The 24,218-nt window shown below is 68.5% G+C and carries 20 protein-coding genes; 13 read left to right on the forward strand and 7 right to left on the reverse strand.

Going from position 1 to position 24,218, the window contains the following annotated elements:
* The first annotated feature begins 86 nt into the window (after positions 1-86).
* On the forward strand, positions 87-1,634 hold the full coding sequence (locus GR168_RS04530; protein ID WP_159370138.1) for a carboxylesterase/lipase family protein: 1,548 nt from the start codon (positions 87-89) through the stop codon (positions 1,632-1,634).
* Positions 1,635-2,080: 446 nt separating this feature from the next.
* Here the strand turns inward: GR168_RS04530 and GR168_RS04535 are convergent, their stop codons facing one another.
* Positions 2,081-2,884, reverse strand: a complete 804-nt coding sequence (locus GR168_RS04535; protein ID WP_068972228.1) for an alpha/beta hydrolase — start codon at positions 2,882-2,884, stop codon at positions 2,081-2,083.
* Between the two features lie 221 nt (positions 2,885-3,105).
* On the opposite strand from GR168_RS04535, the gene GR168_RS04540 reads away from it, so the two are divergent.
* Genes GR168_RS04540 through GR168_RS04555 form a run of 4 tightly spaced genes read left to right on the forward strand, consistent with a single transcriptional unit; the run spans position 3,106 to position 9,891 of the window.
* A complete protein-coding gene (locus GR168_RS04540; protein ID WP_159370139.1) occupies positions 3,106-5,067 on the forward strand; it encodes an LPXTG cell wall anchor domain-containing protein in 1,962 nt (653 codons plus the stop codon).
* 5 nt (positions 5,068-5,072) lie between these two features.
* On the forward strand, positions 5,073-6,683 hold the full coding sequence (locus tag GR168_RS04545; RefSeq protein ID WP_159370140.1) for a hypothetical protein: 1,611 nt from the start codon (positions 5,073-5,075) through the stop codon (positions 6,681-6,683).
* Positions 6,680-8,239, forward strand: a complete 1,560-nt coding sequence (locus GR168_RS04550; protein ID WP_159370141.1) for a glycosyltransferase — start codon at positions 6,680-6,682, stop codon at positions 8,237-8,239. The genes GR168_RS04545 and GR168_RS04550 overlap by 4 nt, the downstream gene beginning before the upstream one ends.
* Positions 8,236-9,891 carry a glycosyltransferase family 39 protein gene (locus GR168_RS04555; protein ID WP_159370142.1) on the forward strand — a complete coding sequence of 552 codons (1,656 nt, stop codon included), beginning with the start codon at positions 8,236-8,238 and terminating at the stop codon, positions 9,889-9,891. The genes GR168_RS04550 and GR168_RS04555 overlap by 4 nt, the downstream gene beginning before the upstream one ends.
* 24 nt (positions 9,892-9,915) lie before the next feature.
* Here GR168_RS04555 and GR168_RS04560 read toward each other — a convergent pair whose 3' ends face one another.
* Positions 9,916-11,064, reverse strand: coding sequence for a beta-mannosidase (locus GR168_RS04560; protein ID WP_159370143.1), 1,149 nt, complete (start codon positions 11,062-11,064; stop codon positions 9,916-9,918).
* Between the two features lie 13 nt (positions 11,065-11,077).
* Here GR168_RS04560 and GR168_RS04565 point away from each other — a divergent pair, with 13 nt between their 5' ends.
* A complete protein-coding gene (locus tag GR168_RS04565) occupies positions 11,078-11,623 on the forward strand; it encodes a DUF2599 domain-containing protein (protein WP_159370144.1) in 546 nt (181 codons plus the stop codon).
* Positions 11,624-11,675: 52 nt separating this feature from the next.
* Here the strand turns inward: GR168_RS04565 and GR168_RS04570 are convergent, their stop codons facing one another.
* The 3 genes from GR168_RS04570 to GR168_RS04580 are packed head-to-tail and all read right to left on the reverse strand — an operon-like array spanning position 11,676 to position 14,367.
* The gene (locus tag GR168_RS04570) at positions 11,676-12,545 is read right to left on the reverse strand and encodes a metal ABC transporter permease (protein ID WP_058252624.1); all 870 of its coding nucleotides are present in this window, start codon (positions 12,543-12,545) and stop codon (positions 11,676-11,678) included.
* Entirely contained in the window at positions 12,542-13,336 is a 795-nt protein-coding gene (locus tag GR168_RS04575) for a metal ABC transporter ATP-binding protein (RefSeq protein WP_223259038.1), read from the reverse strand. Before GR168_RS04575 ends, GR168_RS04570 begins: the two co-directional genes overlap by 4 nt.
* 44 nt (positions 13,337-13,380) lie before the next feature.
* Positions 13,381-14,367, reverse strand: a complete 987-nt coding sequence (locus tag GR168_RS04580; protein WP_159370146.1) for a zinc ABC transporter substrate-binding protein — start codon at positions 14,365-14,367, stop codon at positions 13,381-13,383.
* A 127-nt stretch (positions 14,368-14,494) separates the two neighbouring features.
* Between GR168_RS04580 and mshA the strand changes: the two genes are divergently transcribed.
* From mshA to GR168_RS04595, 3 genes are all read left to right on the forward strand, one after another.
* The gene (mshA, locus tag GR168_RS04585) at positions 14,495-15,850 is read left to right on the forward strand and encodes a D-inositol-3-phosphate glycosyltransferase (protein WP_159370147.1); all 1,356 of its coding nucleotides are present in this window, start codon (positions 14,495-14,497) and stop codon (positions 15,848-15,850) included.
* Between the two features lie 60 nt (positions 15,851-15,910).
* Positions 15,911-16,531 (forward strand): YbjN domain-containing protein, encoded by a 621-nt coding sequence (locus GR168_RS04590; RefSeq protein ID WP_159370148.1) that lies wholly within the window; start codon positions 15,911-15,913, stop codon positions 16,529-16,531.
* A gap of 82 nt (positions 16,532-16,613) precedes the next feature.
* A complete protein-coding gene (locus GR168_RS04595; RefSeq protein ID WP_159370149.1) occupies positions 16,614-18,221 on the forward strand; it encodes a 4-coumarate--CoA ligase family protein in 1,608 nt (535 codons plus the stop codon).
* 87 nt (positions 18,222-18,308) lie between these two features.
* Here GR168_RS04595 and GR168_RS04600 read toward each other — a convergent pair whose 3' ends face one another.
* Positions 18,309-19,757, reverse strand: coding sequence for an APC family permease (locus tag GR168_RS04600; protein WP_159370150.1), 1,449 nt, complete (start codon positions 19,755-19,757; stop codon positions 18,309-18,311).
* Between the two features lie 151 nt (positions 19,758-19,908).
* On the opposite strand from GR168_RS04600, the gene GR168_RS04605 reads away from it, so the two are divergent.
* The 4 genes from GR168_RS04605 to GR168_RS04620 all read left to right on the forward strand — a co-directional run bounded on the left by GR168_RS04605 (position 19,909) and on the right by GR168_RS04620 (position 23,292).
* Positions 19,909-20,655 (forward strand): phosphoglyceromutase, encoded by a 747-nt coding sequence (locus GR168_RS04605; RefSeq protein ID WP_058252630.1) that lies wholly within the window; start codon positions 19,909-19,911, stop codon positions 20,653-20,655.
* A gap of 81 nt (positions 20,656-20,736) precedes the next feature.
* On the forward strand, positions 20,737-21,057 hold the full coding sequence (locus tag GR168_RS04610) for a GNAT family N-acetyltransferase (protein WP_159370151.1): 321 nt from the start codon (positions 20,737-20,739) through the stop codon (positions 21,055-21,057).
* 139 nt (positions 21,058-21,196) lie between these two features.
* Complete coding sequence (locus GR168_RS04615) at positions 21,197-22,609, forward strand: ATP-binding protein (protein WP_058252632.1); 1,413 nt, start codon at positions 21,197-21,199, stop codon at positions 22,607-22,609.
* Positions 22,606-23,292 carry a response regulator transcription factor gene (locus GR168_RS04620; protein ID WP_058252633.1) on the forward strand — a complete coding sequence of 229 codons (687 nt, stop codon included), beginning with the start codon at positions 22,606-22,608 and terminating at the stop codon, positions 23,290-23,292. The genes GR168_RS04615 and GR168_RS04620 overlap by 4 nt, the downstream gene beginning before the upstream one ends.
* A gap of 27 nt (positions 23,293-23,319) precedes the next feature.
* Here the strand turns inward: GR168_RS04620 and GR168_RS04625 are convergent, their stop codons facing one another.
* The gene (locus tag GR168_RS04625; RefSeq protein ID WP_058252634.1) at positions 23,320-24,180 is read right to left on the reverse strand and encodes a hypothetical protein; all 861 of its coding nucleotides are present in this window, start codon (positions 24,178-24,180) and stop codon (positions 23,320-23,322) included.
* Positions 24,181-24,218 lie beyond the last annotated feature (38 nt).

The raw sequence follows: 24,218 nt of genomic DNA on the forward strand, positions 1-24,218 counted from the left end.
GTGGTGGCCGACCAGCGGGGACCGCCCGATCGGTGTGTGCGCGGCGGCGGGTAGACGAAGTCGTCGTTTCGTCTACGGTGGTGGGTATGGCATTACTCGACAGTAAGGTGACCACCCGTAACGGCGTGGTCGAGGGCGCCCGGGGGAAGCGGCTGCGCAAGGGGACCATCAGCTGGCGAGGCATCCCGTTCGCGGCACCGCCGGTGGCCCATCGCCGGTTCCGTGCACCGGAGCCCGCCCACGACTGGCCCGGCGTCCGCGACTGCACCAAGGTGGCCAAAGCGGCCATCCAGGAGAAGCGGTTCACGGCCATCGCCCCGGGCAAGTTCGCGCCGATGGCCGAGGACTGCCTCACGCTGAACGTCTACTCGCCCGACGTCGCGTCGTCGACTCCGCGACCGGTGATGGTGTTCATCCACGGCGGTGCGTTCATCCTCGGCACGGCCGCCACCCCGCTCTACGACGGCGCCTTCCTCGCGCGTGCCCAGGACGTCGTCGTCGTCACCATCCAGTACCGGTTCGGTCCGTTCGGCTTCCTCGACCTCGGTCAGTTCGCCACCGAGGACCGTCCGTTCGACTCCAACGTCGGCCTGCGTGACCAGATCGCGGCCCTGCAGTGGGTCCAGGACAACATCGAGGCGTTCGGCGGGGACGCGGAGAACGTCACGATCTTCGGCGAGAGCGCCGGCGGGTCGTCGGTGCTCTCGCTGCTGTCCGCCCCGTCGACGACCGGTCTCTATCACCAGGCCATCGCGCAGAGTCCCGCCCCGGAACTGATCGTCGAGCAGGACGCGGCGAAGATCTACGCGGACGAGTTCGTCCGGCTGTTGCGCGACCCGCAGCGTCGGGCGACCTCCTTCGAACGGGACGAGCCGCCCGTCGACACGGTCCACGCCCAGCGTCTGCTCACCTCGCCCAACCCGGCGTTGCTGCTGGCGGCGGGGAACCGGCTGATGCGATTCGCCACCAAGACCGCCGGTGGTGCGATCCCGTTCGCGCCCGTCGTCGACGGCGATCTGCTGCCGCGGTCACCGCTCGCCGCCGCCGCGGGTGGGCTCACGCAGCCGGTGCCGCTCGTGATCGGCAGCAACCGCGACGAGGGCAAGCTGTTCGCCAAACTCTGGAACGTCCTGCCCGACGCCGAACGCACCCTGATGCGCGTCGAGGACGAAGAGGTCCGGCGCGAGATCGCCTCGCACTACGAGGACGGGGACCGGGATCGCATCCGGCTGGCCGGCGACTCGATCTTCTGGGCACCGATGAGCGCCTTCGCCGACGGGCACAGCGCCGTCGCCCCGACCTACGTGTACCGCTACGACTACCAGACGAAGGTGCTCGAGGCCACGGGCTTCGGGGCCACGCACGCCACCGAGCTGTTCAGCGTGTTCGGTGCCTACCGGGCCCCGATGGGTGCCGGTCTCGCCCTCGCCGACTGGCCCGCCACCGGCCGGGTCACCAAGAACGTCCAGACCCGCTGGGGCGGGTTCGCCCGCACCGGCGACCCCGGTTTCGGCTGGCCCGCCTACACCACCGCCGACCGCAAGGTCCTCGTCCTCGACGACCCCGACCACGTCGAGGCCGACCCGGACACCCTGCGGCGCCAGGCGTGGTACCGGGTGCATTCGCCGGCCTAGGCGGCCGTCGTGCACAACGAGAGAACACCCCTCAGCATCCACATCTCTGCTCCCTGAGGTGCGAGCGAAGCGAGCCACGAAGGGCTTCGCAACGTGTCTCACCAGGCCCTTCGTGGCTCGTCGCTTACGCTCCTCACACCTCAGGGAGCAAAGGGGCAGTCGCTGACGCTCCTCGCACCTCAGTAACTGCGGCCTGGCGGCCGTCGTGGACCACGAAAGAACAGTGAGCGTCCACATCTATGCTCCCTGAGGTGCGAGCGCAGCGAGCCACGAAGGGCTCCGAGACGCGTCTCACCAGGCCCTTCGAGGCTCGTCGCTATCGCTCCTCACACCTCAAGGATCAAAGGGGCAATCGCTGACGCTCCTCACACCTCAGGGGGCAATGGGTATGTCGTTCTCTCGGATCAGGGAGCAGGGGCAGGTCGTGCTTTCGGTCGGGGAGCGGGTCAGCCGAACTCCCAGACCGACGGGGGGTCGGCGGCCAGGAACGACAGGACGAGCGGGTTGAACAGCTCGGGCGATTCGACGGGCAGGATGTGGGTGCCCGGGATCACGGCCAGCCGGGCCGCCGGCAGCGTCCGCGACAGCTCGAGCGCGTGCTCGAGGCGGACGAGCCCGCGATCGCCGACCACCACCAGCGTCGGTACCTCGACGCCGGTGAATTCGCTGACCTCGCACTCCGGTTCGGCGGCGAGCATCCGGACCGCCTTGTCGAAGACCGTCTCGAAATGCTCGGGCCCGTCCGGTGACGTGGTGTCGTAGTAGATGCGCAGGTAGTCCATCGTCACCGGGTCGCGGCGAGACACCCGGGAGATGAACTCGTCGGCCATCCGGCCGGCACGGTTCAGGTATCCGCCGACGAACACCAGCCGATGGACGAGGTCCGGGCGGTCCCGGGCGACGAGCAGGGCGACGGTGCCGCCGTCGGCCCATCCCACCAGATTGGCAGGCCGGCGCACGACGGTCTCGAGATAGACGATCGTGCGTGCCACGATCCGGTCGAGGTGGAACTCGCCGGGGAGGTCGGGACTGTGACCGTGACCGGGCCGTTCGGGTACGAACACCTGCTGACCGGCGTCGAGGAAGGCGGGGATCTGCGTTCCCCACGTCGACGCCGACGCGAACAGCCCGTGGAGCAGGACCATCGGCGGGCCGTATGACTCGCCGGCGGTGAAGTGCCAGATCGTCGCGTCGGCGATGTCCACGTAGACGCCGCCGTCGACGCGTTCGCCGGCGTGAACCTGTCGCATCGCGCTCCCTCGAATCTCGCCGGACGTGTCGACCTGCAGGACATGGTCGCAGAGTCGGGTGCCGGTTCGGGGCATCGTTGGCGAATCGAGATGGCACGGATGACTCGCACCGGGCGGCCCACCGGTCCGATCGCGTGAAAATATGTGCCGAGCCGTGTCGTGGGATAGGTTTCCTTCGGGGCGTTTGAGGGTCGGGACGGGGGTCACTCGAAGGGTGACGAATGCACGTGTCCTGGAAAACCCGCGGCGAGTCGCGTTGTCGACGTAGCCGTGGGCCGGCGTTGTTGCTGGTGGGCCTGCTGTTGGCCGGCATCGCCTCGATCGGGGCGCCGTCGACACCGGCCGCGCAGGCGGCGCCGGGGGATCCGCCTGCGCCGCTGAACCTTCGCGATCTCGGTTCGTCGCCGACCATCGCGTTCCCGGGACAGCAGGGCGAGGTGAGTCTGTCCCTCGCGGTACCGCCGGATCTCGCCCCCACCGAATTGCGCGGCGTCACGCAGTATCCCGCTTTCGTCACCGGCGGCAACATCGACGTCCTGCAGGAAGGCCGGCTGATCTCGCGGACGCCGATCAATCCGGCTGTGAATTCGCCGATCTCGCTGTCGCTACGCGGCGTGCGGGTCGAACGCAACGCCGCCGACATCGTCCTGCGGACCTATCTGCGCACGGCCGGATCGTGTCTGTTCGACCCCGATTCGGGGTTGCGCATCCAGAATGCGACCGTCACATACGGTGGCCGGGAAGCCGCGCCGAACAGCGTCGCCGAGTTCCTGCCGCCGGTCCTGCGCAAGCTGACCATCTTCGTCCCCGACGACGTGCGGCCCGCCGAGGGCGCTGCGGCCGTGTCGCTCGCGACCGCCGTGATCGCGAATTACGGTGCGGCGACAGTGGAGATCGAGACGGACTCGCTGCCGCGCGGCGATGCCGCACCCGACGAGGAGATCGAACCGCTCGAACGGCAGATCGTCATCAACTCGGCTCTGCCCGACGGACTCAGCCTGGGGCCGGGTGCAGGCTGGCCGGTGTTGCGGATAGGCGGCAGCGAGGACGACCTGGAGACCCAGGTCGAGTTCCTCACCTCTGATCTCTCGTCGATCGCCGTCAGCTCCGCGGCCGTGGCCGGACCGCCTTTTGCCGCACCGCAACTCGCGCCGGAGGTCACCACGCTCGCCGAACTGGGCGTGGGGGATCAGCGCGTCTCGGCGACCGGCTGGCCGACCATCTCGTTCGGGGTCGACCAGACGCGCCTGGGACGGCCGTCTCAGAACGTGCGAATGCAGCTGAAGGGCACCTACACCCCGATGGGCGGCCAGATCGCGGTGTCCGTCGGGGACCGGGTCATCGCCTCCTGGCCCGCCGACTCCTCCGGCAGCTACAACTCCTGGGTCGACATCCCCGCCGATCTGCTGACGCGTTTCACCGAGGTCACCGTCACCTACAACCACGGCGACGTCGGCGAGCAGTGTGGCGCGGGAGTGCGCAGTTCGCTGAGCCTGGACTCCTCCGGTGAGGTGCGATCCGAGGTCGCCGACCCACCGACACCATCCGGGTTCGCATCGTTGCCGCAGGCGTTGATGCCGCGGAACTCGTTGGCCTGGACCCGCGGTGACGTCGCCGACGTCGCCCGCGCGGTGGCGCTGATGTCGGGCCTGCAGCGACTGTCGGCGGTGCGTCTCGGAGTCGACGTCGTACCGCTCGACGACGCCATGTCGGCCTCGGCCCCCGCGGTCGTCATCGCCGCGGACGGCCAGGGATTGCCCGAGCTGTCGCTGCCGGTGACCGCCGACGGCGGCACGGTCTCGGTGCTCAATCCCGACGGCCGCCGCGCCGAGGTGCTGCTGTCGCCGACCGTGCGTTTCGGTTCGCTGCAGGTTGCCCGTGGTGCCGGCCGGTCGGTGCTGGTCGCGACATCGACGAACGCCGCCGCCGATCTCGACGCCCTGCTCGACTGGCTGGCCGCCGATCCCGATCGCTGGCCGTCGCTGAACGGCGACGCCTTGTTGCAGGTGTCCGGCCAGGAGCCGGTGCCCGTGGTCGATGACGATGTGCAGCAGCCGGAATCGTCGACCGGCGACACCTCCTGGGTGGCGTTCGCGGTCGTCGGGGTCGGCATCGTCGTGGTGGCGGCCGTCGCCGCGACCCTCATCCTGCGCCGTCGACGCCAACGGACCGCCGAGAGCTGACCGGCGTGCCCGAGGCTCCCGCGACGACCACGGCGCAGAACCCGGAACCGTCGACCCCGGATTCGGGGTCGGCCGGCACGACGAGTGCGGTCGCCACGCTCGTCGGCGTCGTCACGCGCCGCAAGCCCGAGACGCCGCACCCCGCATTCGTCGATCACCCGGAGTGGCTGGTGGCGGCCCGGTGGCTGTTCCTGATCGGGTGCACGGCCCTGGGGTTCTGGAACACCATCGTCGCGATCGTCGACGAGTTGATGGCGCAGACGCTCATCCTCTACGTCCCGGTGCTGGTCGTCCTCGCGCTGATCGCCGTGATCGGGGTGTCGTGGCGCACCGTCGACGAACTGCCGATCTACGACCGGCAGACCGACGTCATCGTCGGCATCGTGGTGCTGATCCTCGCGCTGGCGATGAAGTATCTGGTCAACCCGCGCTATGCGCGCGCGTACCTCACCACCCACATGGATCTGCTCGCCCTGTGGTTGTTCGTCTTCGGCGCCGCGGTTCTGCTCTTCGGGCTGCGTCCGGTCTCCCGCTACCGGTGGGTGTGGCTGCTGTTGGTGCTCATCTTCCCGCCGCCGGTCCGCGCCGTCGTGCTGATCATGGGTGGGACGTCGCTCGCCGCCGGTTTCGTGGTGGTGCTGATGGCCGTCGCCGCGACCGCGATCGCGGTGGGTCGGACGTGGCGGCGGAAGCTGCTCGCGGCGCTGCTGGCCGGTGCGGTTGGCCTGGTCGCGCTGTTCGTGTTCGACGCGCTCGGCGCGCCCCGGAACATCGTCGTGCCCTACCCGGGCCTGATCGCGGCCCTCGCGACGTCGGCCTACATGCTGGTCGACTATCGGCGGCGCGGCGGCCGGCAGTGGTCGCCGCCCGAGGCCGGCCGGATCAGTCCGCCGAAAGTCCCGTTCGTGGGCCGGCCGGGTCTGGTGGTGCTGCTCGTGGCGGTCCTGCTGGCGCTGTGCCCCACCCCGCCGGTGGGTAGCAACTACCAGAGCAATCGCTATCCGCAGCTCGGTATCGGTGAGCCGCTCGTGGTCCCGGTCGGCTGGCGGCAGGAGTCCCTGGGTGTCTACGGGTGGGTGTCACGCCTCTACGGGCCGGGGTCCGTGCTGATCCGCCAGGTCCTGGTGCAGACCCGCGGCAACCGGGCCTACGACAAGTTCGCGCGTCCCCGGCGGGTGGTCGTCGACAGCGTCGACAGCAGGCGGCCACTCGTCCTCGACGTCTACCCGGACATCTTCCGATACGACCTGTCCAACGAACGCACGAGCCTTCCGATCGAGGTGGACCTGTCGAACGGGGTCCGGGGTCGGGTGTGGAGTGTCGTCGACGACGAGCGCTACCTGACCTACACGGTGCTGTCCTGGCGATGGAACAACGGCAACCGCACCCAGCAGGTCATGCTGTGGGCGGTCGACAACCACGAGCCCGAGGCCTACTTCCCGGAGCCGCGCATCACGATCCTGGCGAACATGAACTCACTGATGACGATCCTGCTGCGGGGCAACTCGGTCCTGCTGGACACCGACCCGCAACTCAAGGACGAGGCCCTGCTCATCGGCCTGGCCGGGGAGCTCATCCGGGCCCAACTCGGGGCCGCTCGGGGGGCCGGTGCATGAGCATCGACGAGGCCGGCCCCGGGCACGCCGCAGCCGCCGACAAGCCGGGGGTCGCGCGCAGCACGAGACCGACGCGTCCGGTGGCCGAACTGCTCGCCGACCCGGACTACCGGGCGCAGGCCCTCGAAGACGCCGTGAACCGCCTTCGCAACGCCGACGAGGACATGTCGGCCTCGGTGGCCTTCAGCCGGATTCAGAAGATCATCGGGTCCGCGCTGCTCGGCATCATCGCCGTCGCGATGGTGATCGAACCGGTCGGGACCTGCGCCACCCTGGTCTCGATCGCCACGATCGGATACGTGGTGACCCTCGCCGACCGCCTGGTGATCTTCCGGCGGGGGCTGGTCAACGGTGCCATCCGCGTCTCCGACGAGGACGCCCGGTCCATCCCCGACGACGAGTTGCCCGCCTACACCGTGTTCGTCCCGGCCTACGGCGAGCCGGAGGTGGTGGGTCAACTGGTGGCCGCGATGGAGACGATCGAGTACCCACGGGACAAGCTCCAGGTCCTGCTGCTGCTGGAAGAGGACGACGAGCCGACGATCGAGGCGGCGCGCGGGGTGGAGGAGAACGGGATCGTCACGGTCGTCCTGACACCCCCGGCACAGCCGCGGACCAAACCGAAGGCCTGCAACTACGGCATGCACTTCGCCACCGGCGACATCGTCACCATCTTCGACGCCGAGGACAAACCCGACCCGTTGCAGTTGCGTCGGGCGGTGTACGTGCTGAACAACTCCGGCGACGACTCGGTGGTCTGCGTGCAGGGCAAGCTCAGCTTCCACAACGTGCGCGACAACATGCTGACCGAGTGGTTCACGGCCGACTACGGCATCTGGTTCGGCTTCCTGCTGCCGGGCATGATGGTCAGCCGCGCGCCGATCCCGTTGGGCGGCACGTCGAATCACTTCCGCCGCGATGTTCTCGACACGATCGGCGCCTGGGACCCCTACAACGTGACCGAGGACGCCGACCTCGGGGTCCGCATCGCCGACCACGGATACCGCACCCTGGTGCTCGACTCGGTCACGATGGAAGAGGCCAATGTCGATGCCATCAACTGGGTCCGCCAGCGCTCCCGTTGGTACAAGGGCTACATGCAGACGTGGCTCGTCCACATGCGGCACCCGGTCAAGCTCTGGCACATCCTCGGGCCCGTCGCGTTCGGGCGCTTCACGCTGCTGATCGCCGGAACCCCGGTGATCGCCTGCCTGAACATGGTGTTCTGGCTGATCCTGGCGCTGTGGATCGGCGGACAGCCACCGGTCGTCGCCGAGCTGTTCCCCGGACCCATCTACTACCTGTCGCTGATCTCGCTGCTGCTGGGCAACGGGGCGGCGCTGTACATGAACCTCGTCGCGATCCGCGAGGACGATCGCAGCGAACTGCTCGGTTCGGCCCTTCTCATCCCGCTGTACTGGCTGATGATGAGTGTCGCCGCCATCAAGGGCATGTGGCAGATCCTGGTCAATCCGTCGTACTGGGAGAAGACCTTTCACGGTCTGTCGACGAGCAGTTCGCCGGACACCGATCCCGACGGGCAGGAGCCGACGTGACCCGCCGTGTCCCGGCCTCGGTGCTCATCTTCCTCGCGACGTGGATCCCGTACCTCGTCATCGGGGTCTACCTCGTCAGCGAGGTGCACCTGTTCTTCGGCGACGCGCTCTCGAGGGTGCAGTCGGCACAGAGCGTACTGTTCAGTCGGACACCGCATCTCGCGGCGATCGGATTCATCTTCACCCCGCTGACCGCCATCGTCCAGCTGCCGCTGACCGCGCTCACCCCGTGGTTCCCGGAGATGACGACGCAGGCGCTCTCGGCGGTGATCATGTCGTCGGCGTTCATGGCCGGATCGGTGGTGCAGGCGTCGGGGATCGCGCGCGACCAGGGCCTGCGTCCGCTCGTGGCGGGCACTTTCACGATCTTCTATGCGATCAATCCGATGATCGTCCTCTATGCCGCGAACGGGATGAGCGAGGCGCCGTACCTCTTCTTCTTGGCCTGGGCCACCCGTCGTCTGATCCGGTGGGTCTCCTCAGACGACGTCCACGAGCTCGTGGTGGCCGGGATCGCGCTCGGCCTGTCCTATCTCACCCGCTACGACGGCGGTGCCGCCGCATTGGCCGCGGCCTTCGTGGTCGGCTGGGTGACCTACACACGTCGCGACCGCCGAAAACGGGTGTCGCGCACGCTCCTCGACGTCACCCTGGTGGTGGCGCCCAGCGCACTGGCCTTCCTCGCCTGGGCGGCGGCGGGCTGGCTCATCACGGGTGACGCGTTCGCGCAGTTCACCTCTGAGTACGGCAACGCCGCGATCATCGCGCAGTCCGGCGGTAGCGGGTCGTCGACGACCGGGGATGCGATCGGGTTCTCCCTCACCGAGATCTTCATCCTCGCGCCACTGCTTCCGATACTCATTCTCGGAGTCATCGGGGTCCGTGCCCGACGTCATCGGCTTGCGGCGATGTTGCCCGCACTGCTGATCGTGGCCGTGCTGGCGTTTCAGGTCTTCGGTTACTCACGCGGTTCGACGTTCGGCTTTCTTCGGTTCTACATGACCGTGGTCCTGCTCGCCGCGGTCATCGCCCTGTTGTCTGTGCCCCTACGGCAGCAGGTTCCGATGCGTCGCGAGGGCAGGCATTCGGACATTCTGCCGCCCCGCCCCTATGCCTCGCGTTGGAGTAACAAGATCGCCGCGACGATCGTGATCGTCGTGGTCGCCACCGCGATCCCGGTCACCGCCGCCGGGATGACGTCACCCAAGTACGCGCCCCAGGAGTTCGCGCTCGGATCGGTGGTCGATCCGCGCCCGGACTCGGTGGACCAGAAGTACCTCGGCGAGCAGCGCATCGTGCGGTCGTTCTCCACCGAGCGGGCGCTGGCGCAGTATCTCGACGGTCTGGACCTGCCCGACGGCGCGGTGTTGTGCGACACCGTGTACGGCTTCGCGGTGGTGGTCCAGTCCGAGCGGCCGCGCCAGTTCGTCATCCCGTCGGATCGCGACTTCGCGCAGCTGCTCAACGACCCGGTCGGCGGCGGTGTGCGCTACTTCCTCACCGTCCCACCGGAAGGTCGGGGACTCTCCGACGCGGTCAACCAGCGGTATCCGACCATCTACGAGAACGGCGCCCAGATCGGGGTTCTCGTCCTCGAGGCGCGCAACCAGGGCGCGGATCTGCCGGACTGGCGGCTGTATCAGCTGGTGTGAGCCCGAGCGGGCCGTCGCACGCGATCAGGAGGCGTTCTCGCGCACCACATTCCAGGCCGGGTCATGCAACCCGATGTCGTACGAGCACTGCGCGCCGCGCGGGTCCGGCACGAAGGACCACAGCAGCGCGCCGGCGACCCCGGCGTCGCGGTGGCGCGCGATGATGGTCTCGAACTGTTCGGCCCGGTTCGCGATCGAGACACATGAGCCGGCGTGTATCCCGATCTCGTTGACCACGAGCGGTTTTCCGAGCTCGCGAGCCTGCGCCAGTCGTGCGCGCAGATTGCTGCCCGCGGGCCCCGATTCGGGATCGACATCGGAGCGGTAGTCGTGAAAGTCGAGCACGTCCACGCCGGCCGAGCCCAGGACCTCGGCATAACCCGCGCCCGCGAGGCCGCACTGGTCGCCGCCCACCACTCCCGAGAAGATCGGACGGTCGGCGTCGTAGGCCCGGAGATGGGCGCCGGCGCGGTCGAAGAACGCGCGCAACACGGTCGTGGCATCGTCGGGACACGTTCGCGCCTCCCAGTCGCACGAGGCCGGACCGCATTCGCTCGCCTCGGGCTCCCCGACGAGTTCCCAGCCGGCGATCGACGGCTCGTCGTGCCAGCGGGTCACCGCGATCTCGACCCACTCCGCGTATGTCAGCCCGCCGACGATCTCCTCGGTCTGCCAACCGTCGACGTAGAAGTCGCGCTCTTTGAACCGCTCGTCCTCACAGTCGCCCGAGCCTCCGGTGAGGACCGGCAGGACCATCTGGTGATGCCGGGCCGCGGCCTGGAAGACCCGGTCGATCGGCCCGAAATCGATGAGCCCGCTGCGCTTGTCGACGGCGAAGACCGAGTACAGGTTGAATCGGGTCAGCGCGCGGGGCGGGAGTCTGTCGAAGTACCCGTCGGCGTCGACCTGGGCGCCGCAGCCGCGGTTGACCGACCAGTCGGTGCTGAGCTGATACGCATTGAAACCCGCGGGCCACCAGGGTTTTCCGTCGAGCACCAGGCCGGTGGGCGTGGTCGAGGCCCGATGCGACTGGGTGATCTGGGGAGGTCCCGGATCGGGGGTGCGCGCACACCCCGCGAGGCACAGCACGACGACGGCGATCGCGGTGACGAACAACCCGACCGCCCGCTTGTGCGTGCGCCGGCGGACCACAAGGTGCAGGCTACCCGTCACCTAGGGTGTCGGTATGTCGACGGGGTTGCGCAGGGCGGGTGCGGGAGTGACAGACGGAGGGCGGCGGCGGTGGTGCGCCGCGGCCGGCGCGCTGGCCGTCGCCGCGGTCCTGTCCGCGTGCGGGACAGACGCGGTCGACCCCGGAGCACCGGGTCCGAGCACGACCGGCTCGAGCACGACGAGCCCGTCGCCCACCCCGTATTCATCGGGCCCGTACTCGCCCACCGAGAGCGCGCCGACGATCGTCTACCGCCCGCCGTACATCGAGCGGACCGAGTGGACCGACACCGACGTCGGTCCGAGCCTCTCGGTGTTCCCCACGAATTCCGGGCGCTACACCACCGACCCCGGCGCGATGGCCGCCGCGTGGGCGGAGGTCGTCGCTCTCGACCCCACCGCCGACACCCCCGGAATGCAGGCCCAGTTCGATTGCCACTGGCGGTTCGCCCGCATCGTCGAACCCGAGAAGCCCAGCTGGAACCTCGAACCCGGCCGGCCGGTCGTCGCCGAGGAGGACATGGTCGGCGCAGGCTGCAACCCCGGCTTCGCCGAGGAATGAAAGGTACTGCGGTGCGAGCGAGGCGGCCCGGCAGTGGTTGTGTTCTGTCGGATCAGCGCGTGCGATGCACGCGGCGGTTGCCGATGATCCGGCACACGACGTAGATCGCGAACGAGATAATCGTGACGAAGACCGACACGGGCAGCTTGGGAGCGAGCGACATCAGCAGCCCGCCGACCGCCGCGACCTCGGCGAACACGACCGACAACACCAGCGTGCGCGTCGGATTCGACGTGACGCGGGCGGCGGCGGCGCCCGGGGTGATCATCAGCGACATCACCAGCAGCGCGCCGATGATCTGCACGCCCTGCGCGGCCGCCAGGCCCATGATGATCGCGAACACCACCGACAGGGTGCGGATGGGTACCCCCCGCGCCTGCGCGACCCGGGGATCGGTGGAGGCGAACAGCAGTGGCCGGTAGATGACGGCCAGCACGACGACGACGATGCCCGTGGTGATGGCGATCGCGACCAGGCCGTTGATGCCGACGCTCACGACCTGACCGGTCAGCAACGCGAAGCCGGTCCCGATCCGGCCGTACAAGGCCAGGAAGAGGACGCCGATGCCGAGGCCGAACGCCATCACGACGCCGATCACCGAGTCGCGCTCCCGCGCCTTGTTGCCGAGGAAGCCGAACACCGCCGCGGCGATGACCGCGCCGATGACGCCGCCGAGGTTCACGCTGAACCCGATCAGCAGGGCCGCCGCGGCACCGGTCACCGACAGTTCGCTGGCGCCGTGCACCGCGAAGGACATCTGCCGGGCGACGATGAGCGGGCCCAGCAGGCCGCCCAGGAGGCCGAGCAGCACCATCGCGAGCAGTGCCTGCTGCATGAAGTCGTAACCCAGCAGGTCGATGGTGGTGGAGAAATCCCAGAGGTCGCTCAACGAACGGTCGACGGAGAGGTGGGTGACGCTCACGCCGGACCGCCTCGCCTCGCGACACCCGGTTCGCTGTCGGCGGCGCAGTGGTGCGCGTCCTCGCCACCGATCACGACCAGACGGCCGTTGACGCGCAGCACCTCGACGTCGCTGCCGTACAGCTCGCTCAGCGTCTCCGTCGTCATCACCTCATGCGGCTCGCCGATGCGGAACCGGCCGTCGACGAGGTACAGGACCCGGTCGACAAAGGGCAGGATCGGGTTGATCTCGTGGGTCACGAACACGACGGCCGTCCCGGCGTCCCGGCGCCGGCGATCGATGAGGTCCACGACCACCTGCTGGTTGGTCGGATCGAGACTGGCGAGCGGCTCGTCGCAGAGCAGCAGCGCGGGATCGCTCACCACCGCCTGGGCGACGCGTAGCCGTTGCTGCTCGCCGCCGGACAGGACGCCCAGCGGGGCGTCGGCGTACGGCAGGGCGTCCACCGAACCGAGCGCGGTGTCGACGAGTGCGCGGCGTCGTGCCCGGCCCCGGAGTCCCACACCCCAGCGGCCGCCGTCGACACCGAACCCGACGAGGTCCCGGCCGCGGATGGCCATCGGGTCGGCGTCGTCCTCGGCGTGCTGCTGGGGGATGTAGCCCACCGCGTCGGTGGTGGTCACGGTGCCGCGGTCGAGCGCGTACTGGTGCAACAGAACCCGCAGGAACGACGTCTTGCCGGAGCCGTTGGGCCCGAGGACCGCGACGAACTCACCGGGTTCGATCGTCAGGTCGAGGTCGTCCCAGAGAACCCGGTCGCCGAACGCGAGCCGGGCGCCGGTGAATTCCACGACCGGCCTGCCCTTGCCTGCTCCGGACGAGTCGCCTGCCCCGGTCAATTGGAGCCGGAACCCAGCGCCGCGGTCAGGGCGTCGATCTGGGCGCCCTGCCACACGACGTAGTCGGTGACGCCGTCGGGCAGGGTCTCGGTGAACTCCACGACCGGGACGCCCGCGGAGCGCGCGACGTCGAGCATGGCCTGTGTCACCGGGTCCACGGCCTGGGTGTTGTAGATCAGCACCTTCGCCCGACGGTCGGCCAGGATGTCCTGCAGTGCCGCACGGTCGGCGGCCGCGGGTGACTGGCCCTCCTCGACGGCCTGGGTGAAACCGGCCGGTGCGATGTCGACGAGCCCGGCCTCGGTCAGCATGTAGCCCGCGAGCGGCTCGGTCTGGGCGACCTCGGTGTCGGCGTGCTGTTCCCGGATGGTGCTGAGCTTCGCGCGCAGACCGTCGATGCTGGTGGTGAAGGTCTCGGCGTTGGCGCGGTAGGACTCCGCGTTGCCCGGGTCCTTCTCGGCCAGCGCGTCGGCGACCTTGTCGGCCACCTGGGCGACGACGGGGAGGTCGTAGAAGACGTGCTCGTTCTGGTCGCCGTGCGCGTGGTCGTGAGCACCGTCGGAGTGATCGCCGGACGCGTGCTCGTCGCCGTCGTCGGTGTGCTCGCCACCGGCCTCGTCGGCATGCTCGTCGCTCCCGAGCAGGGCGTAGGCGTCGACCGCCGTCGCGTCCGAGTTGGCCGCCGCCTCCTCCATGTAGGAGTCGTAGTGGCCGCCGTTGAAGACGAGGATGTCGGCATCGGCGATCGTCGCGGTGTCCGCTGCCGAGGGCTCGAACTCGTGCGGATCACCGTCGGCGTTGGTGTACAGCGCGGTCACCTCGGCGTTGTCGCCGGCGACCGCGGCCGCCACCGAACCCCAGACGTTCGTGGACGCGACCACGGTCGGGGGGCCGTCGGTCCCGCCGGAGTCGCTGGAGCAGGCGGACAACACCAGGGCGGCGGCGGACAGCACACCGGCCGTGGCCAGCAGGGATTTCTTCATCGACAACCTTCACGCAAATGACAATCGTTACCGAAAGCAGTCTAGGTGATCGCGGCGACGGGCGTGCAGGGTGTCCGCAGGCCGGGGGACTCCTCGCCCGACACGGCGTTTCTCTATGGTGGAGACCATGACCTCGAGCCCGTCCCCGCGGCGTGTCGCGCTGATCTCCGTGCACACCTCGCCGCTGGCGCAACCGGGCACCGGCGACGCCGGCGGGATGAACGTCTACGTCTGGCAGACCGCGACGCGGCTGGCCCGTCGGGGAGTCGAGGTCGAGATCTTCACCCGCGCGACGTCGTCGGCCGACCCGGCGTCGGTCGCCGCAGCGCCGGGGGTGACGGTGCGCAACGTCGTCGCCGGCCCGTTCGAGGGCCTCGACAAGCGCGACCTGCCCGCCCAGCTGTGTGCGTTCACGGCCGGGGTCCTGCGTGCCGAGGCCGCGCAGGCGCCCGGTCACTACGACGTCATCCACTCGCACTACTGGCTCTCCGGCCAGGTGGGGTGGCTCGCCCGCGACCGGTGGGGTGTACCGCTGGTGCACACCGCGCACACCCTGGCCGCGGTCAAGAACGCATCGCTGGCCGAGGGCGACACCGCCGAGCCGCAGCTGCGGGTCATCGGGGAGCAGCAGGTGGTCGGGGAGGCCGATCGTCTGGTCGCCAACACCCAGACCGAGGCGACCGAATTGCTCTCGATGTACGGTGCCGCCGCCGACCGTATCGACGTGGTGACCCCGGGTGCCGATCTCGACTGTTACACGCCGGGTTCCGCCGCGGCCGCCCGCGCGGAGCTCGGCCTCGACCCCGACGAGATGATCGTGACGTTCGTCGGGCGCATCCAGCCGCTGAAGGCCCCGGACCTCCTGGTCGCCGCGGTCGCGCCGCTCATCGGGGAGTCCGCCGCGACCGGGCGGAGGCTGCGGGTGCTCATCGTGGGCGGGCCGTCGGGGTCGGGGCTGCAACGGCCCACCGCGCTGATGGATCAGGTCGCCGAACTCGGGATCGCCGATTCGGTCAGCTTCCTGCCGCCCCAGCCGGCGAACCGTCTGGTGCAGGTCTACCGGGCGTCGGATGTGGTTGCCGTGCCCAGTCATTCGGAGAGTTTCGGACTGGTCGCGATCGAGGCGCAGGCCTGCGGGACGCCCGTCATCGCCGCGAATGTGGGTGGCCTCGGGGTGGCGGTCGACGACGGCCGGACCGGGGTGCTGGTCAACGGGCATCGGGTCGGGGACTGGACGAATGCGCTGGAAAAGCTTCTCGCGCAACCCGATCGACTCGTCGAGCTCGGACAGCACGCCCGCGCCCACGCCGAGCAGTTCTCCTGGGAACACACGGTCGATCAGCTCCTCGAGAGTTACGGCCGGGCGATGCGGTCGTTCGCCGCGCACCAGCGTCCGGCGTCGCCCGAGGTGTCCGCTACGGCCGCGGCCTCGGCGCGCCTTCGACGCCGCTGGCGTCGTCGGCGCAACCGGGTCACCGTCTGACGCTGCGCCGAAATCGCCCGCTGCGCAAGGGGTTCCCGATACCACCGACGAGAGGATGCCGTGAGTCGCAACGAGGTCGTCGACCTGCTGGAGAAGACGCTGGGCGAGAACGAGATCGCCTTCGCACGCAAGAGCGGCGGCGGGGCCGACGTCGATCACGTGGTCGTCGAGCTGCCCGGCGAACGCAAACTCAAGACCACCGTGCTGCTGACGGCGAGCGAGCACGGCGTCCGGGTGGAGGCCTTCGTGTGCCGCCGGCCCGATGAGAACCACGCCGGCGTGTACAAGTACCTGTTGAAGCGCAACCGCCGGCTGTATGGCGTCGCCTACACCATCGACAACACCGGTGACATCTACCTCGTGGGCCGGATCTCCGCCGACGGGTTGAGTTCCGGCGAGGTCGACCGGATCCTGGGGCAGGTCCTCGAGGCCGCGGACGGGGATTTCAACACCCTGCTCGAACTCGGGTTCCTGACCTCGATCCAGCGGGAGTGGGCGTGGCGGGTGTCGCGCGGCGAATCGCTGCGCAACCTGCTCGCCTTCGAGCACCTCATCGACAAGGAGTCCCTGCCGGAGGCGGGGAAGCCGCTCGAAGGTCGCTACATACCGGGTGAGTCGGTCGTCGACGGTGCGCAGAGCGTCACCGAGGATCCGTCGACCGCCGAATCGGACGAATCGTAGACTCTCTCGAGAGAGGTCCACGTCACATCGTGTCAACGTGCGTTGATACGATGCGGTCGAGAAATTCCCCAATGGAGGTGTCATGAGCTTCACGAGTCCGTTCCCCGACGTCGAGATCCCGGACGTGAGTGTGTTCGAGTTCCTGTTCGGCGCGGTGGCCGAGGAGGACCTGTCCCGTATCGCGCTGGTGGACCCGAAGTCGGGGGCGACGACGACGTATGCGCAGTTGATCTCGCAGATCGACGCGGCGGCGGGTGCGTTGGCGTCGCGGGGGATCGGTGTGGGCGACGTGGTGGGCATCCTCTCGCCCAACATCCCGGCGTTCGCCACGGTGTTCCACGGCATCCTGCGCGCCGGTGGCACCGCCACGACGATCAACGCGCTGTTCACCGGTCCCGAGATCGCCAAGCAGTTGCGGGATTCCGGCGCCAAGATGCTGGTGACGGTCTCGCCGATGCTCGAGCAGGCCAAGGCCGCGGCCGCCGAGGTGGGGCTCGCGGATGCGGATCTGATCGTGCTCGACGGCGACGGGCAGGACGCCTCCGGACACCCGAACGCGGCGGACCTCCTGGGCGCCGGACTGGCCGCACCGGAGGTGTCGTTCGATCCGGCCACGCACGTCGCGGTCCTGCCGTATTCCTCGGGCACGACCGGGAATCCGAAGGGCGTCGCGCTCTCGCATCGCAATCTGGTCGCCAATGTTGCGCAGATCCGACCCTTGCAGGGCATGGGCGCCGACGACGTGGTGATCGCGGTGCTGCCGTTCTTCCACATCTACGGGATGACGGTGCTGCTGAACGCGGCGCTGTACAACCGGGCGTCGCTGGTCGTGATGCCGCGGTTCGACCTCGTCGAGTTCCTCGAGAACATCCAGAACCACAAGGTCACCATGGCCCACATCGCACCGCCGGTGGCCGTGGCACTCGCCAAGCACCCGATCATCGACAACTACGACCTGTCCTCGCTGCACACGATGATGTCGGGCGCGGCTCCGCTGGACGACGAGCTGGGCCAGGCCGTCGCCAAACGACTCGACCTGCACATGCTGCAGGGCTACGGCATGAGTGAGCTGTCGCCGGTGAGTCACATCATCCCGGCCGACACCCCCGGCCTGCTGGGTCAGCAGGACCCCCCGCTGTCCTCGACCGGGTGGGCGGTGCCGAACTCCGAGAACAAGATCGTCGACCCCGCATCGGGTGCCGAGATCGAGCTGCCGAGCGAGGGACTGTCCGAGCCGGGCGAGCTGTGGGTCAAGGGGCCGAACGTGATGCTGGGCTACCTCAACAACGATCAGGCGACCGCCGACACCATCGACGCCGACGGCTACCTGCACACCGGCGACATGGCGCAGGTCGACCCGACCGGATGCGTCTACATCGTCGACCGGCTCAAGGAGCTCATCAAGTACAAGGGCTACCAGGTGCCGCCCGCCGAGCTCGAGGCGCTGCTGCTCACCAACGACAAGATCGCCGACGCCGCGGTCATCGGCGTGATCGAGGCGGAGTCGGGCGAGGAGATCCCCAAGGCCTTCGTGGTGCGCCAGCCCGATGCGGAGATCACCGCCGACGAGGTCATCGAGTTCGTGGCGTCGAAGGTGGCCCCGCACAAGAAGGTCCGGGCGGTCGAGTTCATCGAGACGATCCCCAAGTCGGCCTCGGGCAAGATCCTGCGCAAGGATCTCCGGAAGTAGTTCCGGCTCTCACACCCCGTACGACCCCTGACACCCGTATGACGTTGTGCCCGGATACCGGGCACAACGTCATACGGGGTTTGCGCGTCAGGGGATCTCGTGCGGCGGGATGTCGTCGTAGTTCGCTGCTTCCGCTCCCGTGCGCTTGTGCCACCAGTAGGTGAACGCCCACAGCACGACGCCGAGCAGGAGTAGCCAGGCCGCGATCACGTACTGCTGGTTGTCGGCGCGGGCGAACGGGAGGGTGAGCGCCCCGGAGGTCACGGCGCCGAGCACCGCAACCGGCGTATAGGTACGGAAGTGGTTGTGTCCCACGTGATCCTTGCGCAGCACCAGGACGGAGACGTTGACGACGGTGAACACCGCGAGCAGCAGCAGTGCGGTGGTGCCGCCGAGCAGTCCGACGATGGAACCCTTCGGGTCGGCGCTGACGTAGACCAGTAGGCACAGCGCGATGACGGTGGTGAACACGATCGCGGCGAACGGGGTACGGCGTCCGGGATGGACGTAGGCCAGGAACTTGGGCAGGACCCCCTGCTTGGCCATGCCGTACAGCAGCCGGCTGGCCATCATCATGTTGATCAGGGCCGTGTTGGCCACCGCGAACATCGAGATCCACGGCAACAGCTCGGTCATCGGGAAGTCCGGGGCGGCGGTCTGCACGACGTCGACGAGCGGCGTCTCGCTCTCGGCGAGCACCCCCACGGGCACGATCGCGACCGCGAGGATCGCGATGAGCACGTACACCACCGCGGTGATCCCCAGACCACTGAGCATGACCTTGGGGAAGATCCTGGTCGGTTCCTTGCACTCCTCGGCCATGTTGACCGAATCCTCGAATCCGACCAGTGCGAAGAACGCCAGCGCCGTCGCCGCCGACACCGCGATGAGGATGTTCCTCTCCTCCGGCGATTCGAAAACCACCACCGCATCCCAGTGATCGGCGTTGCCACCGAACACGAAGAACAGGGCGATGAAGATGACCAGCAGGAGACCCGTCAGCTCGACAAGGGTCAGGACCACGTTGGTGCCCACACCTTCGGCGACGCCGCGGAAGTTGATGAACATGACCAGCAGCAGGAAGCCGATCGCGATGAACAGCAGAGCGGGGTGCGTCGCATCCGGGGACTCGCCGCCGTTGATGCCGGTCAGCATGTTCACCGCGAACGCGCGGGACGCGGTGGTCGCCGAGGTGATACCCGAACACATCACGGTGAACAGCACGATGAAGGTGATGAAGTGGACGCCGAAAGCCTTGTGCACGTACAGGGCAGCGCCGGCGGCCTGGGGATATTTGGTCACCAGCTCCAGGTAGGAGAACGCCGTCAGCGTCGCCACCGCGAACGCGATGAGGAACGGCAGCCACGCCGCGCCCCCGACCTCGCCGGCGACCTGGCCGGTGAGTGCGTAGACGCCGGTGCCCAGGATGTCGCCGATGATAAACAGCAACAACAGCTTCCAGCCCAACACGCGTTTGAGCTCGGGCTGCTTCTCCGCATTCTGGCCGGTCGCGCCGGCGTCTGTACTGGCTGTCATGCGCTAACGCTAGACCCGCCCATGGCCGTTCGCGCGGCGAATCGACCGGTTCATTACCATTTCGTCGTCACCAGGTGCGCGCCGGGGTCCGGCCGGGGGTTCAGGCGCCGGTGAGGAGAGGGTGCGCACCGACTGTGGAAAACTATCGGCCATGAGCAACGGCACCCTGATCCTGATGCGGCACGGCGAGAGCGAATGGAATGCGTCCAACCAGTTCACCGGTTGGGTCGATGTGGCGCTCACCGACAAGGGCAGGGCCGAGGCCGAACGCGGGGGCGAGCTCCTCGTCGAGCACGACCTGCTGCCTGACGTCGTCTACACGTCGCTGCTGCGCCGCGCGATCACGACCGCGCACATCGCCCTCGACCGGGCCGACCGGCTCTGGATCCCGGTGATCCGCGACTGGCGACTCAACGAACGTCACTACGGCGCGCTGCAGGGCCTGAACAAGGCCGAGACCAAGGAGAAGTTCGGCGACGAGCAGTTCATGCTGTGGCGCCGCAGTTACGACACCCCGCCGCCGGCGATCGAACCCGATGCCGAATACAGCCAGGTGGGCGACGCGCGGTACGCCGATCTCCCCGAGGTGCCGCTGACCGAGTGCCTCAAGGACGTCGTCGAGCGGTTCATCCCGTACTACCTCGAGACGATCGTCGCCGACGTCCGGGCGGGGAAGAACGTGCTGCTCGCGGCACACGGCAACTCGCTGCGCGCGCTCGTCAAGCACCTCGACGGCATCTCCGACGACGACATCGCCGGACTGAACATCCCCACCGGCAACCCGCTTCGTTACGACCTCGACGACGACCTGAAGCCGCTCAACCCGGGTGGTACCTACCTCGACCCCGAGGCGGCCGCCGCGGGTGCCGCCGCGGTGGCGGCCCAAGGGCAGAAGTAGTCGTCGGGGTCCGTTCGGACATCCAGACGTGACACGTTTCGCCATGGCGTCGACGGTGTGGCGCGCGCTACATTAGACGGCATGGCGGACATGGGCACCCTGCGAATCGAGCACTCACCTGCCCAGGAGCGGTACGAGGCGATCCTCGTCGCCGATTCCCAGGGCGACGACGAGATCGTCGGTTATCTCGACTACGTCTCCGAGCCCTACCAGGTGGTCATCACGCACACCGTGATCCGCGAGCAGTTCAGTGGTCACGGGTACGCGGGCCAATTGGTCCGGGCGGTCCTCGAGGACATCCGGCGCGGCGGCAAGCAGGTCGTGCCGGTCTGCTCGTACGTGCAGCGCTTCATCGAACGTCACCCCGAGTTCGCGGACATGGCGGTTCCGGTTCCGCAATGACCGGTCCGGACACGGCCGCCCCGGTACCGGGGAAGCGCGCCGCCGCGTCGGCAGGGACTCCGGCCAACTCCGCGTGAACAACTGTCGAACACCTTCGTCAGATGTGCGTTCGGTGTTGGTCGAGCCGTAAGCTGCCCCTGTGACCGCCGCAATCTTCGCCGCGACGATCGCGTTCGTACTCGCGCTCTGCCTCGGTGTCGTGATCGGTCGACGCACCCGGGACCGGGACCGGTCCCGAGGGTTCGCGTTCCTCGATCGCATCCCGCGTCGTTCCGCATCCACCGCCGCCGAATTCGTTCCCGAGGCGACCCTCGGTCCCCGTGAGGTGCCGGCCTCGGCCGAGGTCCGTGACTCCGACGTGCAGGCGACCACCGACGACGGCCGCATGACCAAGGCCGGTCTGTTGAGCATGGTCGTGCGTAACACCGAGACCGCCATCGCCGTGGTCGACGAGTTCCGCGACGTCGTGCTGTACAACCAGCGGGCCGTCGAACTCGGGCTCGTACGCGAGATGCTGCTGGCCGACCCGGTGTGGGAGGCCGTGAAGGAAGTGCTCGACACCGGCGTCGAACGGCGCTTCGAGTTCAGCCCGCCGATGTCGAGTCTCGGTTTCGTCTCTACCGGCCGGACGCCCCGGCCCAGTGTCGAGCACGTGCGCTGTCACGCGCGGATCGTCGCGCAGGGCGAGGAACGCTATGTCGTCGCGTACGGACTCGACGACACCGAACACAAACGCGTGGAGGCCACCCGGCGCGACTTCGTCGCCAACGTCTCGCACGAACTCAAGACCCCCGTCGGCGCGATCGGGCTGCTCGCCGAGGCGTTGCTCGAGTCGGCCGACGACACCGATTCGGTGCAGCACTTCGGTCGCCGCGTCGTCGGCGAGACCAAGCGCATGGGCAACATGGTGAGCGAGCTGCTGGCGTTGTCCCGACTCCAGGACGGCGTCACACCGGAGTTCACCTGCATCGACGTCGACTCGCTCATCGACGACGCGCTGGCCGCGGCGACGCTCGCCGCCGAGGCGGCGGCCATCGAACTGCGCGCCGACGGTCCGATCGGCGTCATCATCCGCGGCGACCGTCCGCTGCTGCTCACCGCACTGAACAACCTCATCTCGAACGCCATCTCGTACTCGGCGTCGGACACCGTGGTCTCGATCAGCCGCCGCGTGATCAAGATCGACGGGCGGCCGATGGTCGCCATCGCGGTGACCGACCGGGGGATCGGGATCGAGCCGGAGGATCAGCAGCGGGTCTTCGAGCGGTTCTTCCGGGTCGACAAGGCCCGGTCCCGGATGACCGGCGGCACCGGACTCGGACTGGCCATCGTCAAGCACGTGGCCGCCAACCACGGCGGGACCATCAACCTGTGGAGCAAACCCGGCACCGGCTCGACCTTCACGCTGTGCATTCCGGAGGATCTGTCCGACGCCGGCTGGCCGCCGGCAGCGCAGCAGGCGCTGTCGGATCCCGATGCGCCGCCCCGCGCACTTCCCTCCGCGGAGGGTGACGACCCATCTGCCCGACCCACCGAAGGAAACAAGAGTTGACCCACGTTCTGATCGTCGAGGACGAGGAATCGCTGGCGGATCCGCTGGCCTTCCTGCTGCGCAAAGAGGGCTTCGAGGCCAGCGTCATCACCGATGGCGCGCAGGCGTTGCCGACCTTCGATCGGGTCAGTCCCGACATCGTGCTCCTCGATCTCATGCTGCCCGGGATGTCCGGAACCGAGATCTGCAAGGCCTTGCGCACCCGGTCGAATGTCCCGGTGATCATGGTGACCGCGCGCGACAGTGAGATCGACAAGGTCGTCGGCCTCGAACTCGGCGCGGATGACTATGTGACCAAGCCGTATTCGGCGCGCGAGCTGATCGCCCGCATCCGCGCGGTGCTGCGACGCGGCGGGGAGGTACCCGACGACGGTCTGGAGATCGGGATCCTGGAGGCCGGGCCGGTCCGGATGGACGTCGAGCGACACACCGTGTCGGTCAACGGAACGTCGATCACCCTGCCGCTCAAGGAGTTCGACCTCCTCGAGTATCTGCTGCGCAACTCCGGCCGCGTCCTGACCCGGGGTCAGCTCATCGACCGGGTGTGGGGCGTCGACTACGTCGGCGACACCAAGACACTCGACGTACACGTCAAGCGCCTGCGCTCGAAGATCGAGCCCGACCCGGCGAATCCGAAGCACCTCATCACCGTCCGCGGCCTCGGGTACAAGCTCGAGGCGTGAGCCGGCCGGGCCGCGGCGTCCCGGGGACTACTCCGGGGGCTGCAGCTCGTATTTGACGTCGGTCTCGCGGCGCTCGGTCGCGGCCTGCGTCGCCGGGTGGATCGCGATGAGCCCCAGCCCGTTCCGGCGCCGGCAGGCCGCTGCCAGCGCCGCATAGGCGGCCTCGCCGAGCAGCGCGGTGAGCTCGGGTGCGTACGACTCCCACACCTGCTTGGCCCCGATGTGGACGTCGGGGGAACCCGAGCAGTACCACTTCAGATCGTGGCCGCCCTCGCCCCAGCCACGCCGGTCGAATTCGGTGATCGTCGTCTGGAGCACCTGGGTGCCGTCGGGGCGTTCGATCCAGTCCTGCTCACGACGGATGGGCAGCTGCCAGCACACGTCGGGTTTGACCGTGAGCGGTTCGAGTCCCTTGCGCAGCGCCATCGAGTGCAGCGCGCATCCGACGCCGCCGGAGAACCCGGGTCGGTTCAGAAAGATGCACGCGCCCTTGTGGAGTCGCGTCTTCAAGGCGGGCTCGTCGTCGAGGTCGCTCTCCTCGAGGTACCCCTTCGGGCCGACCGGATCCTTGCCGGAGCCCTTCTTGTAGAACTGCCAGTCCTCGGGCGTCAGCATCGCGACGCCGCGGGCGAGGGTCTTGCGATCGTCCTTGTCGGACAGATACGCGCCGTGACTGCAGCACCCGTCGGTCTCCCGGCCCGGGAGGATGCCCTGACATGCGGGTGTGCCGAACACACACGTCCAGTGCGAGAGCAGCCAGGTGAGATCGGCCCGGATGACGTGCTCGGGGTCGGCGGGATCGGCGAATTCGTACCATTCGCGCGGAAAGTCGAGTTCGACCTCCGGCGCGGGATCGATGCGAGGCGCGGACGGCGAAATGGCGGTCACCTTTACACGGTAGCCGGGATCGGGCGGTGCAGGCGGTT

Source organism: Gordonia sp. JH63, from assembly GCF_009856645.1.
GTDB classification, from domain to species: Bacteria; Actinomycetota; Actinomycetes; order Mycobacteriales; family Mycobacteriaceae; genus Gordonia; species Gordonia hongkongensis.